The sequence below is a fragment of the Caballeronia sp. EK genome, assembly GCF_014384845.1.
Lineage (GTDB): Bacteria > Pseudomonadota > Gammaproteobacteria > Burkholderiales > Burkholderiaceae > Caballeronia > Caballeronia jiangsuensis.
On sequence record NZ_JACSUE010000010.1, the window covers coordinates 42,638 to 58,825 of the forward strand.

The 16,188-nt window shown below is 57.3% G+C and carries 10 protein-coding genes and 4 pseudogenes; 8 read left to right on the forward strand and 6 right to left on the reverse strand.

The features are described 5' to 3' along the window. The first annotated feature begins 1,558 nt into the window (after positions 1-1,558). Positions 1,559-3,065, forward strand: a pseudogene (locus tag IAG25_RS27595) (ATPase domain-containing protein). A 3-nt stretch (positions 3,066-3,068) separates the two neighbouring features. Then, positions 3,069-4,771 (forward strand): annotated as a pseudogene (locus tag IAG25_RS27600) (response regulator). Between the two features lie 144 nt (positions 4,772-4,915). On the opposite strand, the gene IAG25_RS27605 reads toward IAG25_RS27600, so the two are convergent. From IAG25_RS27605 to IAG25_RS27625, 5 genes are all read right to left on the reverse strand, one after another. Next, positions 4,916-5,770, reverse strand: coding sequence for a GNAT family N-acetyltransferase (locus IAG25_RS27605; RefSeq protein WP_187607664.1), 855 nt, complete (start codon positions 5,768-5,770; stop codon positions 4,916-4,918). Positions 5,771-6,401: 631 nt separating this feature from the next. Continuing rightward, entirely contained in the window at positions 6,402-6,596 is a 195-nt protein-coding gene (locus tag IAG25_RS27610) for a CsbD family protein (RefSeq protein WP_187607665.1), read from the reverse strand. Between the two features lie 526 nt (positions 6,597-7,122). Beyond that, a complete protein-coding gene (locus tag IAG25_RS27615; RefSeq protein ID WP_187607666.1) occupies positions 7,123-7,341 on the reverse strand; it encodes a tautomerase family protein in 219 nt (72 codons plus the stop codon). Between the two features lie 327 nt (positions 7,342-7,668). Continuing rightward, positions 7,669-8,037, reverse strand: coding sequence for a hypothetical protein (locus IAG25_RS27620; protein ID WP_187607667.1), 369 nt, complete (start codon positions 8,035-8,037; stop codon positions 7,669-7,671). Further along, positions 8,022-8,372 carry an alpha/beta hydrolase family protein gene (locus IAG25_RS27625; protein WP_187607668.1) on the reverse strand — a complete coding sequence of 117 codons (351 nt, stop codon included), beginning with the start codon at positions 8,370-8,372 and terminating at the stop codon, positions 8,022-8,024. The genes IAG25_RS27620 and IAG25_RS27625 overlap by 16 nt, the downstream gene beginning before the upstream one ends. A 1,104-nt stretch (positions 8,373-9,476) precedes the next feature. On the opposite strand from IAG25_RS27625, the gene IAG25_RS27630 reads away from it, so the two are divergent. Then, complete coding sequence (locus IAG25_RS27630) at positions 9,477-10,613, forward strand: anti-sigma regulatory factor (RefSeq protein ID WP_187607669.1); 1,137 nt, start codon at positions 9,477-9,479, stop codon at positions 10,611-10,613. 1,373 nt (positions 10,614-11,986) lie between these two features. On the opposite strand, the gene IAG25_RS27635 is transcribed toward IAG25_RS27630, so the two are convergent. Then, positions 11,987-12,190, reverse strand: coding sequence for a cold-shock protein (locus tag IAG25_RS27635; protein ID WP_187607670.1), 204 nt, complete (start codon positions 12,188-12,190; stop codon positions 11,987-11,989). Between the two features lie 939 nt (positions 12,191-13,129). On the opposite strand from IAG25_RS27635, the gene IAG25_RS27640 reads away from it, so the two are divergent. The 5 genes and pseudogenes from IAG25_RS27640 to IAG25_RS41550 all read left to right on the forward strand — a co-directional run bounded on the left by IAG25_RS27640 (position 13,130) and on the right by IAG25_RS41550 (position 16,137). Beyond that, positions 13,130-13,618: a hypothetical protein gene (locus IAG25_RS27640; RefSeq protein ID WP_187607671.1), complete on the forward strand. Its 489-nt coding sequence runs from the start codon at positions 13,130-13,132 to the stop codon at positions 13,616-13,618. 76 nt (positions 13,619-13,694) lie between these two features. Next, positions 13,695-14,005: pseudogene (locus IAG25_RS42150) on the forward strand (alpha-amylase family glycosyl hydrolase); the annotation flags it as partial. Between the two features lie 110 nt (positions 14,006-14,115). Further along, positions 14,116-14,277 (forward strand): NMCC_0638 family (lipo)protein, encoded by a 162-nt coding sequence (locus tag IAG25_RS42515; RefSeq protein ID WP_441301377.1) that lies wholly within the window; start codon positions 14,116-14,118, stop codon positions 14,275-14,277. A 629-nt stretch (positions 14,278-14,906) separates the two neighbouring features. Next, a pseudogene (locus IAG25_RS41545) lies at positions 14,907-15,662 on the forward strand (lipid II flippase MurJ); the annotation flags it as partial. 85 nt (positions 15,663-15,747) lie between these two features. After that, positions 15,748-16,137 (forward strand): lipid II flippase MurJ, encoded by a 390-nt coding sequence (locus IAG25_RS41550; RefSeq protein ID WP_255503971.1) that lies wholly within the window; start codon positions 15,748-15,750, stop codon positions 16,135-16,137. The last annotated feature ends 51 nt before the right edge of the window (positions 16,138-16,188 follow it).

Genomic DNA, 16,188 nt, shown 5'->3' on the forward strand with positions numbered 1-16,188 from the left:
GCCATATTCCACATATCGCCGCACGTTATCGCGATTAGCGGCGTGGCAGCCGAACGGACGATGTCTTTCTAGCGGATCGTCCGTCCTATGTTCCGATTCGGGCTGGAAACGCCTTCCGGATGCAATTACCGGTGTGAACGCGGCCAAATCGATCCCTTATAAAGAAATTGTTGGGAGGAGCGATCGTTATTGAATCGATAGAGTGCTTGAGCCAGAGCGAGGTAGGTCTGCGGGTCGTTCGATTCTGAATTTCGTGCCGGTTTATTTCGATCAGAGCAACCGTGTCGCAGCGCTCGATAATCAGTGGGGTCACCGAACAAACGAAATATTTTCCAGCGTGAAGTTGTTCATCTTGTTGCCGGTCTGCCGCTCTCGTGTGGATGCAAAAACAGGCATTATCCCGAGACCACCCAGAAGAACCGAAGCCTTCATCAGTTTCCGGCGTTGAAAGTCAGGCGAGTGGTGATGCGTAGGACCCGCAGGGGTTGCAATGAAGCGACGCTCCAAACATGCATGGCGACGTCAATTAGCCGGCGCATGAGGTCAGGCGCAGGCGCTTTGCTAGGGAAGTGCCGCATGTCGCGATGCTCAAGAATGGCGCGATACATCGCTTAGCTATTGGCACTCGGCGGAATGCTTTCTCATGGATCTTGATCCTGTGGCTAGGCCGCACGCACCCCGACGCAGCCGGACGGCGCGTACGTCGCCGCTACCGCCCGATATCCCTCGGTATTGTGAGCCAGCATGTTGATCGACGCGGCTTTCTAAATCGTATGTGGGAGGTCGAGCGCAGCGTGGGGCCCGTGCTGCGGCTCTGTCCAGTGGTCAGGAGAAACTCACCGACTGATCAGTCGATCGTGGCTTCCAACGCAACGCGGTCGTTCACCTTGTGCCGGAGGCTTCCTGATGATTCGCCGCGCAAGGCAACGTGACAGTTTCGCTTTGATTGAAGAGCTCGGGTAAGGCAGCCGCCTTCTGTCTTTCACTTTTTTTGGACGACCCGCCCATCTGCCGACGGGCAGTGCCCGTGCCAGCTTTAAGCAAGAGAGCGCAAGTCGGTTCAGTCTGCGACGTGTCACTTTTACGACGGCGTAGATAGGGCATGCGGGCTCATCGGATCGATGAAAGCGTGCCCGCGCGCCACGGACTCGCACGTCGGTATCAACGCACCGCCGTCCCGAGGTCCGTCATGGCGATCGAATGACACGCATTGACGTCCTATTAAATGTGCCGTGAATGGCGGGCTCATGGCGGCGCGTTGCCTGTGGGTATGGCGAGCTCGCCCTCAGCGCGATTTTTCGCACTCTCACTGAATTTCATCGACTTCTGGCCCCGATCAGCCATTTATGTCGTTCCACTGCATAGGTCACCTTCCGCAAAACATATGACTAATTCCACTTGCGCGAGAAGAATCATGTCGCGTGGCCGCTTTTTTCTCCCGGCCACTGCGCAGTGCGCGTTCATAAGATCGATCACGACGATCGACGGTCCGTTTCTTGCTCAAACCGCTCGCAGCATTGAGACACCTTTTTCGATGAACGCGGATATGCTAGAGAACATGCATCACGCCCCACATGGCCGCATCGCATCAGGCATCCTCGGACTCGACGATATCCTGGGAGGCGGCCTAACGCCACACAGGATGTACTTGGTCGAGGGTGCACCGGGCGGGTAAAACGACTCTCGCTCTTCAGTTCCTACTTAAGGGCGTTGAGACCGACGAATCCGGACTGTACGTCACCTTGTCAGAGACGAAGGCGGAACTGATCGCGGTAGCGGAGAGCCATGGCTGGGACACTGGAAGATTCACCATCACAGAGTTGCTCTCAGATGAAGGGTTAGACCCAAGCTTTGAGCAAAGTGTGCTGCATCCTGCCGAGGTCGAACTAGGGGAAACTGTTCGCGACGTAATCGCCAAGGTTGATGAGATGAAGCCAGCCCGGCTCGTCTTCGACAGCCTCTCAGAACTGCGAATGTTGTCGCAGAATCCACTGCGCTATCGCCGCCAAATCCTTGCGTTGAAGCGTTATTTTGCCACTCGTGCCTGCACCGTATTGCTACTCGACGATAACACATCGGAGCCAGGCGACTTGCAGTTGCACAGCATTGCGCATGGCGTAATCTGCCTGGACAACGTGGCGCATGATTACGGTGGAGAACGCAGGCGTCTAAGAGTTGCGAAAATGCGAGGCATTAGGTTCCGGGAAGGTTTTCACGACATGACGCTCAAGACGGGCGGAATCGAGGTCTATCCACGCCTGATTGCCGCGGAGCATCACACAGATTATTCGTCCAGCGCGCTGAGCACGGGCACCAGTGGATTGGATGCGCTTCTCGGTGGTGGATTGGTGCCGGGTACCAACACCCTGATAGTCGGTCCTTCAGGGGTCGGTAAAACAACTACGGTCGCTTCCTGTCTTCTCGCCGCGCTAAATCGCGGCGAGCCTTGCACTTACTATCTCTTCGATGAGACGCGTACAACGCTCGTGCGTCGTTCAACAAACCTTGGCATTGACTTACGACCATATCTTGAGAGCGGACTACTGACGCTTCGTCAGATCGATCCTGCCGAAATTGCACCCGGTGAGTTCACGAGTGATGTGCGCAACAGCGTAGAACAAGGCGGTGCTCGATTTGTCGCCATCGACAGCCTCAATGCGTACCTTCAGGCGATGCCCGGTGAGCGTTATCTCCTTCTACAGATGCATGAACTGCTGACTTACCTTAACCAGCGCGGCGTGATTACGCTGCTTGTGCTAGGGCAACATGGCATCATTGGAGAAGTTCAGAGCGATATCGACATTAGCTATCTGAGCGATGTTGTTTTACTCTTTCGATATTTCGAGCGGCAGGGGGAAGTGCTCACAGCGATTACTGCAGTCAAAAGTCGTGCGAATGGACACGAACGCTCGATTCGGCAGTTCCTTCTCGAGAGTAAAGGATTGATTGTCGGTGACGCGTTGCGCGACTTTGAGGGCATCCTGAGCGGCCTACCCTCATATACGGGCGATTCGCCCATGCTTCCCTCGACCGACGGCGAGGCAATTGTAACTCCGAGTCGCTAAAACATGGAGTATCGCGTTCTTATCCTGGCCCCCTTCGGTCGCGACGCTCGTGTGATCACCGACGTCCTCGCGTCAGAAGACCGAGTCTGCTTCGCTTGCTCCGACCCACACGAACTTGTCGCGGAACTTGACGGGGGCGCGGGTGTAGCCATGATCACCGAAGAGTCTCTTCGACATGACAGCGGCGCGACGATCGCACAATGGTTGCAAAAGCAGCCGCCCTGGTCAGACCTTCCGGTGGTCCTGCTCTCAGGGAAACTTCCAGGCGGGCGTTCGGCGGCGAGCATTGATCTGCTTGAGCGCCTCGGTAACGTCTTGGTGCTCGAACGGCCATTGAACTCGGAGACCTTGCGTCGTGCGGTCGCCTCCGCGTTGCGCGCCCGCACTCGACAGTACGACGCACGTCGCCATCTTGCAGAATCGCAACAGCACTTAATCGAGCGAGCCAAAGCTCAGGAAGCACTGGAACAACTCAACGCAACGCTTGAGGGCCGTATCGAGGAGCGCACTCAGGAACTCGCGTCGGCAAACAACCGCCTCATGAAAGAAATCCATGAGCGCGCTAAAGTGCAGGCGGTTCTTGTGCAATCTCAGAAAATGGAAGCGCTTGGGCAACTGACCGGCGGCATCGCGCATGACTTTAACAACCTCCTCAACATCATCATGGCAAACGCCGAGCTGCTCTTGCGCATCAGCAATGACAAGCGGGTCCGCAAGATGGCCGCGACGACGAAACGAGCCACCGAACGAGGAGCAAAGCTGACTGCGCAACTACTGACGTTTTCCCGCACGAGCAATCTTGATCTCAAGGCGATAAACGTTTCGTCGTTGCTGGACGGAATGAGGGACATCATCTCGATTTCGCTTGGATCGACGATTCACTTCTCGACCACTTCAAGCTGCAAACAACTCTGGACACGCGCGGATGCTAACCAACTCGAACTTGCGGTTTTGAATCTCGCAATCAACGCACGCGATGCGATGCCCAACGGTGGGCGTCTCTCGATTCATGCCGACGAACGTTCGTCGGACGGTCAGGCGCTTCCTGCGGGCCGCTACGTCGTAGTCAGCGTTAGGGATTCCGGGACCGGTATCGAGCCGAGCTTGCTCTCACGCGTCTTCGATCCGTACTTCACGACCAAGCCCGTCGGAAAAGGAACGGGCCTTGGACTCAGCCAGGTATATGGCATTGCTCGACAGGCCGGCGGAGAAGCGCGCATCGAGAGCGAACCGGGCAAAGGAACTACTGTGCAGATCTGGCTGCCGTTCGGCGCGAGCGAAAGCGCAGAGTCAACCGTTGAGGACGTGTCGTCTGACAGGCCGCCCGACGCTCGCCATATTCTTGTCATCGAGGACGATGAAGATGTTAGAGAGATGCTCGTCGAATGTTTGGAGGTGCTGGGCTATAAGGTAACGCACGCGCAGGACGGCGCAAGCGGCTTGTCACGCTTGAATACCGATAAGCCAGACCTGCTCATTGTCGACTATGCAATGCCTGGCATGAACGGAGTACAAGTCCTCGCACGTGTGCGAGATCTTCGCCCCGACCTTCCAGTGATTTTGGCCACCGGATACGCGGACGTCGATATCGCTAAGATCACAGCAACAATTTCTCCGCACTGCGCAAGCCCTTCCAACTCGAAGACCTTGCTCGCACCGTCCGCTCCGCGCTAAAAAACCCGTTGAGTCAGCCTGGGCATTCTTGACGTGTACTATCAAGAAGCCGGCCTGGCGGGCCGATGGTGATGTGGCGTACGTATCTACTTGAGAGAACCCACCGGATGGACGAAACCATAGAGAAGGTGGATGCCCTTCACGTCACGGCTTGTTGATCCGAACAAAACAACAACCTAGCACACTGAATGACTGATCACGGCGAGCTGTCTGACCTGAGAATCTGAATCGAGTACGCCGTTTCGCAACATGGTGAAAACCGTGTCTTCGTGCTTCAATCCAAGCCTCAACAGTTCTCGCTCAAGGCCGGAGTGTTCGCCAAGGTCGATTCGCACCAGCGTTCCGACGTTTCGATGGAGTAAGTAATTGACCAGCAATAATCCATCTGCTGTCTCGTCGGGCGCTGACGTGATCACTGGGCCGATGGTAAAACCCCGCCCGAAGCGACGGATTAACGAGAAGCCGCATAGAGCACCGTCCCGCTCTAGGCCGATACCTGCCGCCGTCCTTAGGACCGCGGGCATTATTTTGGTCCGATCTAAACCGGTCGCCCGTGTCGCCAGCTCACTCAAGAGTGGGACATCAGCTGCACAAAGCGGACGCAGCCTTTTCCCACGATCAGGAAACATCTCACGCATATGGGAAACCGCGCCTTGAAATTGCCTAACGCAACCCGTCGGCTTGAAACCTTGATGTTGGTATGCGTCTAACCGCTGAACTGGGGAGTTCAACACTACAACGCGTTCCCGCAGTGCGTATGTAACGTGCTCCATGAGTTGGCCCTCGACTTCAGCCGCATTCCAATCCGAGGAGGACATGACCAGTCCGACCGATGCAGCATGATCACCAAATGGCCAATAGACGGCGGCGCCAACGATGCAAGAATCGGCTTCCGCGACAATGACCTCCCCAGTTGCGGCTGCAAAACGCCAATCTTCCAAGCGGTGCGGCCAGCGGAGCTTCGCGGAAAGATTATGTAGTTCGAGCAGGTCGTCGCTTCGAGATGATCTGCAGAGAAGTGAATGTAGCATGGAGTTTTTGCAACTAAAGATGCGCATGCTGAATGAGAGCACGATAGCCGTCGCATTGGCTAGGACGATCTTACTGCTGCGAAAGGAAAGGGGGGTTCAGCAATATCTCTTAGCTCATAGTACGTGGCGGTTGGGCTGCCTCTTCATTTGCATTCGACGATACGGGCGATCTCGCGCTTACGGCCTTCAGTACATCGAGTGAGTCGAAATGTCACGGATAATTACTGCCTGATCGTCTGCGGAACATGGGCGATCTTTTGCAGCACAGGGTGCTCGACGCTTACAATCGTTGACATAGCCGTGCTGGCGGAAACGGCGGCTTCCCACAAAGACGTCACTTCAACCACTTCTACACCTCCGTCATCGTAACGCCGGCCAAATGTCCTTCATGTCGTGGTCATTGCTCCAATCGCGTTTCTGGGCAATCTTACTAAATATTTACATTACGCCTGATTGATGGACGGATAGAACGGTGAGAACGCGCACCATATCAAGTGACCAAGGTTCACTTTGGCCTACCGCTATCGCTCTGCGTCAACCAAAAATGAAAAAACGCCCGCTCGAGGCGGGCGCTGAAAATCGGCGCGTTGGCACCACCGACAGGGGATGGTGCCGCTGTAACGCAGTCAGGTCAAGGCTTGGCCGTTTCGTCCGTTGCATCTTTCAGATCCTCTTTGGCGTCACCGAGGTCCTTTCGCACTTCTCCTTCGACCTGCTGTGCGTCTCCCTTCGCTTCTTGCGCGGGGTCGTTCGTCACTTTGCCGACGCCCTCGTTGATCTTGCCTTTGACCTTCTCCCCGACGCCCTTCACTTGGTCTTCATTCATGGTCGCTCTCCAGTTTTGCCTGCGACATGCAGGCATGACGAAGGAGTCGCAAGTACGATGCCGGGTCACGGCGCCGGGTATCATCCGTCGCCGAGATTTCGGCGCGACCGCATTTCACCAATGAAAATCACGCTCATGAAAGGAGTACAGGTACCTCGGTGCGACACCGCGTCGCTACGCCAACTTGAAGCTGCCGTTGCTCGCGAGACCATCAAAATGCATGCCGATCGCATTACGAAGCCAACAGGCCGATGAGGGGCAAGCGTGAAAAATCCCGTCGTGGATCGTGCCGATGGCGGCACATCGAAACCGCATGTACAAACCCAGTCGCGGTCGCCGGATATTAGGATCTACAAGCGCCCGCGAGGTCAATTCGACATGCGCGCCGCTTTTTGCGCAATCATGGGTGCGTGAAGCAGATTAATCTGTTCCCAGCGTTTGCCTCAGGGCACGCGGGCTTCGGCTTGTACGAGAAGCCGATGGTATGGACTGCCCTATATGAAGCCGCTGCCGACCAGATGAGTGGCTATTTCGACCCGGAGGGCAGCCCCATCTTTTCAAGTGTCAGGGTTTGGCCGGCGCGTCCCCAGCCGCCATCAGCAACTTCCTCGACGAGAACCATCGAATACGGACGGACGCCTTCGCCGGCGTATTCGACGAACATCGCTGTGGTGCGATGGATGACCTCTTCTTTTCGGGCGTGATCCATGATTCCTTCAGGGAATTTGTAGTTTGCGAATGGCATTGCGCTTCTCCTTCGGTTGCCTCAGTCACAAGGTATGAGTACATTGAATGAACTTGACTTGCGTACTGCAATCAGACGAGGCCGCCATTGACGCGCAATCCCTGCGCATTTATCCAACCACCATCCGGGCAGCCGAGGAATGAGGCCGCGTTAATAACTTCGTCTGGCGTGCTGAGGCGCTCAAGCGGCGCGAACCTGCGACGTCGAAGAACAACTCTGCTCCGAACGGCGCGGATGAGATCGCGTTGACCGTAGTACCCCGGCCAAGAAGTTCGTTTACAAGAACGCCTTTTGTCTTGCGGACGGGACAAGGATGCTGACGTCGTCCTAACGGCTAATATCGCCCTCCGCTTCCATGACCAGGCACGGACAACGGATTTTGTCCACGATGCCGGCCAGCGAGTATTGCCTGCTGCGATCGATAAGGCCGACGACTCCTGACAGGCGGAACGACCACGTACCTTGCGTCACAACCCAGCGAAGCGCAGTGTTCGCGACCATTTTCTCCGAGACGATCTGCTCGCATTGCGCGAAATTTCCGGCCTCGTAGGCCGCAATCGCCTCCTTCAGCACGAGGGCCCGCAGGCTCTCGTGGAAGTCGTAGACGCCGTCGAAAAACACGGCGCCGCGAAAGCGATGCTCCAACGCTGCGGCGCGCGCGGCGAAATAGCCACCCAAGCTCATGCCGATGAGCACCGGTTGTCGCCGTCGACGTCCGGCCGCGTCAGTGCATAGTCGACGGCGGGGCTCACGACCTTTTCCCAGTCTGGGCGAACGGGAAGGTTCTGCTCGCGCATCGGCGCGCCTTGGCCTGGTCCATCGAAAGTCAGACAGTTACAGCCGCGCAAGATGGCAGGCGCACCGCCATAGTAGAAAAGCTCTTCGACGCTGGAATCGAAGCCGCCGTGGAAGATGATTGTCGGGCGTGGCGTGTCCGACGGATCTGGCTTATAGAAGAAGCCCGGCAGCGTCGCTCCCTCGTAGGGAATCGATACGGGTTCCCAAGTCGGATAACGCTGCTCCCATGGCATAGGCCTTTTGCGATTCTCGCGAAGCTGACAGGATGCGTGCGTCTACCGGATCGCCGTGAAGATAGAACTCCGCCATGCGAAAGTAGGTCGAGGCGCGCTGGAACCCACCGCGGGCGCTCACCCGGTACCCGGCGGCCAGGTCGGCTTCGGCGCGCGCGAGTACTCGATTTGCGCGCCGATCCCAGCCCGCGAACCAGCTCTCGAAATCGCCCTCTGCGATCTGACCCGCGGTCGCAATCATTTCACGAGATCGGCGCCACCATAGTACATAACGCCTAGGTTCCGCACGAATTCGAAGGTAAAGTGATCGTCTCTGAATGCGCGCTTCATGGTTCATCCTTTCCAATTGTGGGCTATAACCCGCGGAGCGCAGCACTCGAGCGGATGCGAAGCCAGTTTCGTGAGCGGGACCCATACATCACCGCATAAAGGTGCGAGCGCTCGTCTTCGGCGATGAGACGTCGGTACTTGCCGCTATACCAAGGAGAGGTACATAGGCGACATCCATAAGTCCCCTGATCCTCAGTCGCTACTCTAGCTACAGCGTCTCTCTTCTGGATGAGGAACCGATGCATTTCAGGTATGCGAAGATGCATAGTTTGATGAACCCAGTAACAGAGACGCCATCGAATTTGATGGGCCCGTTCGTGGAGTCGGGATGGCCAAACATGATCTTGACGGCGGGCGTTCGCTTCAGTGGTCGTGAGAATCTTGTGCATCATTCCCACCTGCCCGCGTCGTCCCCAGTGGCAGCTTTACTCCCGACAGCGACCGCTGCTCTTGCCGCTGACCTGTTCAATCGCGCTGACCGTCCGCAGTTTGATGTGCGCCCCCAGTTCTATGCTGCTTGGCCTTCGGCCGATCACGGGCCCGTATGCCTTCTTTGCCTTCGCAGTGGTCGGGAGAGACTCGATCAAACCAATCGGTGTATGTTCTTGGCCGGTTCCTCACGAGCGCCTGAGCATTTTTATGAGCACGTTGCCCTCCGTGAGATCGTTTCTAGAGAACGGCTTGGAAGCGCGTGCATAATCCGAAGTCGTAAAAAGTATCGTTCGACGCTGAGAACCGTCGCGCGCTTCTGCACGCCCCCATCTGGAACCGTGAATGCAAGCTATACTGCGGCCGACGATGCCCGCTCATCAACGCTTCGAAATTGGCGATGCGAGCCAAGTTCCGTCCGTGCGATGGGGCATTTGTATGATTGCGGCGCGGCTCGGTTTCGGCGAGGCGCTATTGAGCCATGTAGCTACCGTCGTTGACGAGTGCTGCGAGAATGTGCTCCGCCACGCTACAAGCGGCGAACTGCTTGTCTGTCCGTTGACGAACAGTGCCGACGCTCACCTAGGCGGTGCCGTGCGGTTTGGAATCGAACTGCTGTCTATCGACACGGGAGGGGGCGTCGCGGATGTCGATGCTCGCATCGCCCACGGACTTTTCACGGCCATACCCTCTGACAACGGCCTAGAACAAGCAAGGAAGCTGGTAGACGAGTTTGACATTTGGAGCCAGCCGGGCCTCGGCACCGCCCTGCGCATTGTGATGTGGAGCGATGCGCCGTCTGGACTTTGGGCCGCTCGAGCGCAGGCTTTACCCGCCGGGACGGTCCAATTTGGCGCCATCAACCTGGCGCTGAGAAATCAAGAGGTCAGCGGCGACACATGGACATACACGGATGGGCCCCATGGCTTCACGGTGATGATTGCCGACGGACTGGGCCACGGGCCGCTCGCGAACACGGCTGCCGTCGCCGCGACAAGGTCGCTGTCGGAGCACGGCGACGCACCGCTGGTGGACATCGTTGGCGTTGCCCACCAGGCCCTGCGCCCCACGGTGGGTGCAGCACTTGGCCTCGCCCGTTTACCACCGCACAAGGATTCGTCACGCTCAGGCGATCCAGGCACAGACACTAGTGGCAGGATCACATCGCCGCTTGACGACGTGGCGCGTTTCTGTGGTATCGGCAACGTTGCCGCAAGCGTGTGGATGCCGTCCGGCCATCGTCACCTCGCCTCGCATCCGGGCATCGTAGGACACACGATCCATAAGACGCAAGAGTTCAACGCGCCATGGGGGCCCGATGCGTTGCTTGTCTTGCACTCTGACGGACTGGCTACACGATGGGACCTCGCCCGTTACCCCGGCTTGTCAATTCGCCATCCGAGCGTAATCGCCGCCGTCCTGTACCGTGATCATTCGCGCGCCCACGACGACATCACGGTATTCGTGGCTCGGCAACATTAAGACAAAGCATGACATGCGGTAATACGACCAAGGGCGTCGTGGGCTTCTGGGTGCGGCGCCATGAGATACGCGGCCCGCACTCTCGCATTCGGTTAATACACGACGGTTGCCCGCAACAGCCAACGCAGAGTTTCGGTTCCTTATCTGCTTTCTGCCGGTCGAACGAAGGACAATAGGCGGACGGCCTCACGGTCTTCCGTATTCCCTATCGGCCTCTGTTGCTCGCCGCCTGGCGAGAAACAAAAGTTAGTAATTGAGCCGCCACCATGCCGAACATCTTTCACGCGTATTTGTGCGCCAATCGGTCGCAAGGCCGGCGTTCGATCTCCGAAAGTCTAGATATTTCGCTTAGTGGAATAAAGCGCCTCTCGATCGCCAACGCGACTCGCGCGACAAGGGCCCGTCGACGTCCGCGGCCATGGACCTTGTCGACGGTAGAGACTTCGAATGATCTTTCTCTCCCATAGCAAGTTTGCGAACCGGGAATGAGGAGGTGTCTTACGGAGGCAGCCTTTGAGACGCCGCTCCCGGTAGCGCCTCACGTCGTGATTCGCGATAGCGAGATGCCCCGTGTTTGACGGCTTCACGTTGGCTTCGGCCATGCGAGGCCCTCGCCGCTTCGCAACCCCTCGATCATCGCCTATACCTCTTTCGCCGGAGCGGATAGAAAGGAACGCGGCAACCAGGCGCAGATTGACGCGGTTTGCCGCATGGCATCTCGATCCCTCCGCTGTTCGATCTCATCGAGCATGTCGCCCCGAACTGACCAGCGACCACAGGCTGGAAGGATCCGCCACGAGGCCCTCAGGTGCAGTGATGCTTCGTGTATCCTGCCCTCTCACCACCATTCGCCGGACCTGGCAGTCTCGATGCGCTCGTTCGAGCGTTGGCACAACGGGTGACTCACACGACCGTAAATACGGCGCTTTTGCTACGTCGGTACGGCGTTTGGCGATCCGACCACGTAGTCGGCATCACCGGGCAGCCGTTGGCCGGTCAATTTGCTCCTGCTCAGCCGGACAAATCCAATGGACCTTCCGTTGGTTCACGCACTCAAGAAGTCGGTAAAAATTTCGTCTCGAATAGGGATAGGACAGCGCCTTCCTCTCTAGACGTCATCACGATACTTAACTTCAGTTAATTCCTATGATGCACCCGGCTCGTCTGCCTCTTCCTCGGCATAGTCGCGCACCGCGCCTCGAGCATCCGCCGTCGCTCGGCCATACCTAGATTGAAGTGGTCTGGGGCGACGCGTGTCTGAGGATTGCCTGCACCACATCGGTCGGCATCTCATGCGCGACGGCTGCCCCCGCTCTGCCCTTCCGAGCCCCGATGACTCTTCGATCATCGAGGCACCTTGATGCAATACCCGCTTACACCGGCTTGATGTTTGACGCCTGCTTGCCCTTCGGACCCATCTTCTCGTCGTAGGTAACCTTCTGCCCTTCTGCGAGCGACTTGAAGCCGTTCGACTGAATTTCCGAGAAGTGCGCGAACAGATCGTCGCCACCCGCGTCCGGCGTGATAAAACCAAAGCCCTTCGCATCGTTGAACCACTTGACCGTACCAGTTGCCATTGTGTTTGACCTTGAAAGTTGAAAACGGCGCCGCCCACGCGAGCGCCGGACACTATCTTGATCGGCTGCCGGCAGTAACGCAAGCGAGCGAACGTCGCCGTCGACTTTCTTTGTAATGAAGGACTAATGCCAAACGCTCGCGGTCCTCACCGATACATCGTCGGCCTTTGCGGACGTCTGGCAAGGCTCCCTTAGAGCTCGGGATACCGCGCGCGCCGACTTTAAACGCAGCGGCGTGATTGGGACGACCGCCTCCGGCACCTGTCGGTCTTCAGTTTCGACAACTTGCCGCCGTCTAACACCCGGGCTACCTGTGGGCGTCCGCTGCACAAACCTCTGCTGTCACTCCATAGCGCACCTGCCAGCATTCACGTTCAATTCTTTGCTGGCTACCCGTAGGCCGAATTGAGACGCATCCCGTCGCAATCTCGAGCGACAGGTTCCTACGGATTGGCAACTACCTGCTCGCAGTACCGTCGAGCGCCTTGTCTCTGGATAACGACAGCTCGAAGGCAGATCTGATCCACGGTTCTATAACCGGCCGCCGTATCACCAATGCGTGGAGAGAGGCGACGCGACGGATCGGAATGTCCGCCGGCGCTCTGAAACGCAGACTTCATTAATCGGCGATGACGTTTGCGTAGCACCTTGACACCTTATGTATGGCAGCGTGGCTGATACTCAGTTCAATTTAATTGGTCCCACGAAGCGGCAAACTTACCAATGTGCGAAGGCCGGCGGAACACTTCTTGCGAGATACAGATCGGCGTCACACGTCGGCGATCGAATCGAATGAAGAGGAGAGAAGCGAAGCGCGCATCTACCCGAACGATCCACCAATGTTCTCGCCAAGCTGTGTTATCTCGGAGAACCTCGAAAGTCGCAACACCGAGAAGCGCAGATAAGCCATTCAGAATAGACGTAAAGGAGATCTCAATCATGAAAAAGCTCATATCTGTCATCGCATCCACTCTGCTTGCCACGACAGCATTCCAACATTCAGCAGTCGCCGCAGATGCCACAGAGGCGCAAAAAGCTCAAATGAAGGCAAACAGCGAGAAAATGGAAGCTCAGGCTACAGCGAACAAGAAGAAGGCCGAAGCGCAGAGCGATGCGGTGAAGGCACAGGCGTCGGCGAACGAAGACAAAGCATCTGCGCAGGCCGATGCCGACAAGAAGGCCGCCACAGGCGCCAAGGCGACTACAGGAGCGGAAGCGTCCGACGCCCGGAATGATGCGGCAAACGCGCAGACCAAGGCGAACAAGAAGATGCATGATGCGCAGAATAAAGCGGACAGAAAGAAGCGGGAGGCCACCAACGATGCGAACGTAGCGCAAGCGAAGGCCGACGAGAAGAAAGTCGAAGCTCAAAACGACGCAAACAAGAAGGCGGCCGAAGCGAAGGTCGATGCCGCGAAGAAACAATAAGCAATTCGGGGGCGAACCGTTCGGTTCGCCCGTCTAATTCGTGGAAGCGTTCGTCGCCGGAAATCATTAACGGCATATTCTCAACAACCTCTGCGACAAAAACGCGATCATCCACTGCCTGTCCGGTGGCACGTTTAAGGACGCGAACGGCGACGACGTCGGTGACATCCGAGACCTACTGCGGCGGCTCGACTATTTGGGGCTCGGCATCACCACTATCTGGCTGATGCCCTCCCAACCGTCGACCCGCCGCGACAGTCGCACGACATCATCGAATACTTCAACGTTGATTTGCGCTACGGCTCGCTCAACGACTTCACGGGGTTCGGGCAAAAGTGCCATCAGCGCGGCCTGCGTGTGATGATCGGTCTTGTAGTGAATCACACGCGGACCAGCGCTTTTCCTCATCGGGTTAGCGGAGCGCGCTTCCCCAGTTCTGCACAATGCAAAAGTTTGGAATTTCGCCTTGTCTCTTCCGGTGAAGAGGAAGTTATGCGGTGTTCGCGCGGCGCCTCAATGTGCAAGCGACGCAGGAATTGTTTGCTCAGATTGCAAGTAATCCGCCTGCAGGATTGACTGCCGAGCGGCAGCCCGACGTGGACCGCGAAGCCGAACCAAACCGTAGAACACACACGGTGTCTTTCATGTGGAGTGGATGAACCTGGCCGCTGATCCCAGGGTTCATGAAATGTAGAAGCACCCGTATTATTCGCTTTGCGCTCGTGATTTGAGCTGACCATTGCGGGACGCGGAGCTAACCCATAATTTGGCCGAGAAATTAGGCCAAAGGCGAGTGTCAAGTTTTTGTTCCGCTCGCCTTGGTTAGAACAGGCGATGTCTTATCATCGACGATGGTTATCACCGCACCGCCGCCTCGTCTGAGATATGCCGCGCATATCTTATCGTAATCATGCATTAGAGAAAGCAATTCGGACTTTTGCATTCGCATTCTTATGAAGAAGTAATGCTGCGTAACAAAGCAAGCTTCACGTCCTGGATCAAACGTCTTGAAGCGCGTGATAGAGTCATTGACGGCTTCTTGCGCGGTTTTATTCCTTCTCGGGCGGCCTGCATTCGTCCGGCCTTACAACGCTCAACTATAAAGATATCGTCCTGGGTCCTTACGCAGGGCAATCGGCTGACTGGAGGTTTAGTGCTTACCGCAGCGGTGGAATCCGTCCGAAGACGCTTGGGCGGCATGCATCAGGATCACAAGCGAATCGCGAGAAGCGCGTTCGTTCTCCTGATCTTCGTTCTCGCCGGCAAGTGCATAGGCGCATCGAAGGAAATGGCGATCGCCTACCGCTATGGAATCAATGGCACTGTCGATGCCTATCAGCTCGCTCTCACACTCGTCACCTGGCTGCCCACTCTGCTCACCAACGAGCTGAGCGTGCTGCTCGTGCCAGCCCTCGTCGCGCTTCGCAAGGATAAATCGCAACAGAACGGATTTCTCGGCGAACTCGAAGGCATGGGGTTCGTTATTTCCCTGGCATTCTGCCTACTGCTTTATCTTTCCTGGCCTTACATGGCCGAGCTCGTCGCCACGAGTCTGTCTCCGTCCACACGCGAGAGCGTCCGGCAGATGATCCTCGGCATGATTCCGGTCGGCGTGCTGACCTTCACCATCTGCATATCGGCGTCGCGACTTCAGGCTTCAGGACGGCACATCAATACTCTGCTCGAATGCGTGCCGGCCATCGGCCTGCTGATTTTCGTGCTCGCCGCGCAAAACAGCGAGTCGATCATGCCGCTCGTGATGGGCACGTCGATCGGCTTCGTGGTGCAGGCGGTATGGCTCAGGATTTTGGCGCGGCGCGCGGACGGCGCGTCCGACATGCCGCGCGTCTCGATGAACGCGCCCCAGTGGCCGAAGACCATCCGCTCGATGGGCACGCTGATGGTCGGATCGGTGGTCGCCGGACTGTGGCTTCCGGTGGACCAGTACTTCATGGCGCAACAAGGCGATGGCGCGATCGCGACGCTCGGTTATGCGAACCGGCTGCTCTCGCTGCTGCTCAGCATGGGCGCGCTCGCCATCAGCCGCGCCACGCTGCCGATTCTGTCGGAGATCCTTTTTCAGGGCGATCACATGCGCGCGCAGCACCGCGCTGAAGTGGTCGGGTGTCATGCTGACCGTAGGCTTGCTCGGCGCCTGCCTGGCCTATGTTCTCGCGCCGTACGCGATCAAGCTGCTGTTTCAGAAAGGCGCGTTCACCGCCGACGACACGCTCGCCGTCACCACCTTGTTCCGCTTCGGTCTGTTGCAGGTGCCGTTCTACTTCGGCATGTGCGTGCTCGTGCAGTTGTTCGCGAGCGAGATGCGCTATCGCACGATCTCCATCGTTTCGCTGCTGGGGTTCTCGGTCAAAGTGCTCTGCAATGTCCTGCTGGTGCGCCTGTACGGCGCGCAGGGCGTGCTGCTCGCGACCGGCGTCGGCGCTGCTTGCATACACGCGTGCTATATCTATCTGGCGAGATTTCGGGTTTCGCTCGCGAGCGGTCGGACAGGGATATAGGAGAACTCGCCTGCTCGACCGCCGATCGCGTAAGGCCGACCCATCATTACG

Coding starts and splice junctions, on each gene's coding strand:
- IAG25_RS27615 (WP_187607666.1), bottom strand. CDS start 7,341: ATGCCATTCGCAAACTACAAATTCCCTGAAGGAATCATGGATCACGCC.
- IAG25_RS27605 (WP_187607664.1), bottom strand. CDS start 5,770: ATGCTACATTCACTTCTCTGCAGATCATCTCGAAGCGACGACCTGCTC.
- IAG25_RS41550 (WP_255503971.1), top strand. CDS start 15,748: ATGCTGACCGTAGGCTTGCTCGGCGCCTGCCTGGCCTATGTTCTCGCG.
- IAG25_RS27635 (WP_187607670.1), bottom strand. CDS start 12,190: ATGGCAACTGGTACGGTCAAGTGGTTCAACGATGCGAAGGGCTTTGGT.
- IAG25_RS27630 (WP_187607669.1), top strand. CDS start 9,477: ATGCAAGCTATACTGCGGCCGACGATGCCCGCTCATCAACGCTTCGAA.
- IAG25_RS27640 (WP_187607671.1), top strand. CDS start 13,130: ATGAAAAAGCTCATATCTGTCATCGCATCCACTCTGCTTGCCACGACA.
- IAG25_RS27625 (WP_187607668.1), bottom strand. CDS start 8,372: ATGCCATGGGAGCAGCGTTATCCGACTTGGGAACCCGTATCGATTCCC.
- IAG25_RS27610 (WP_187607665.1), bottom strand. CDS start 6,596: ATGAATGAAGACCAAGTGAAGGGCGTCGGGGAGAAGGTCAAAGGCAAG.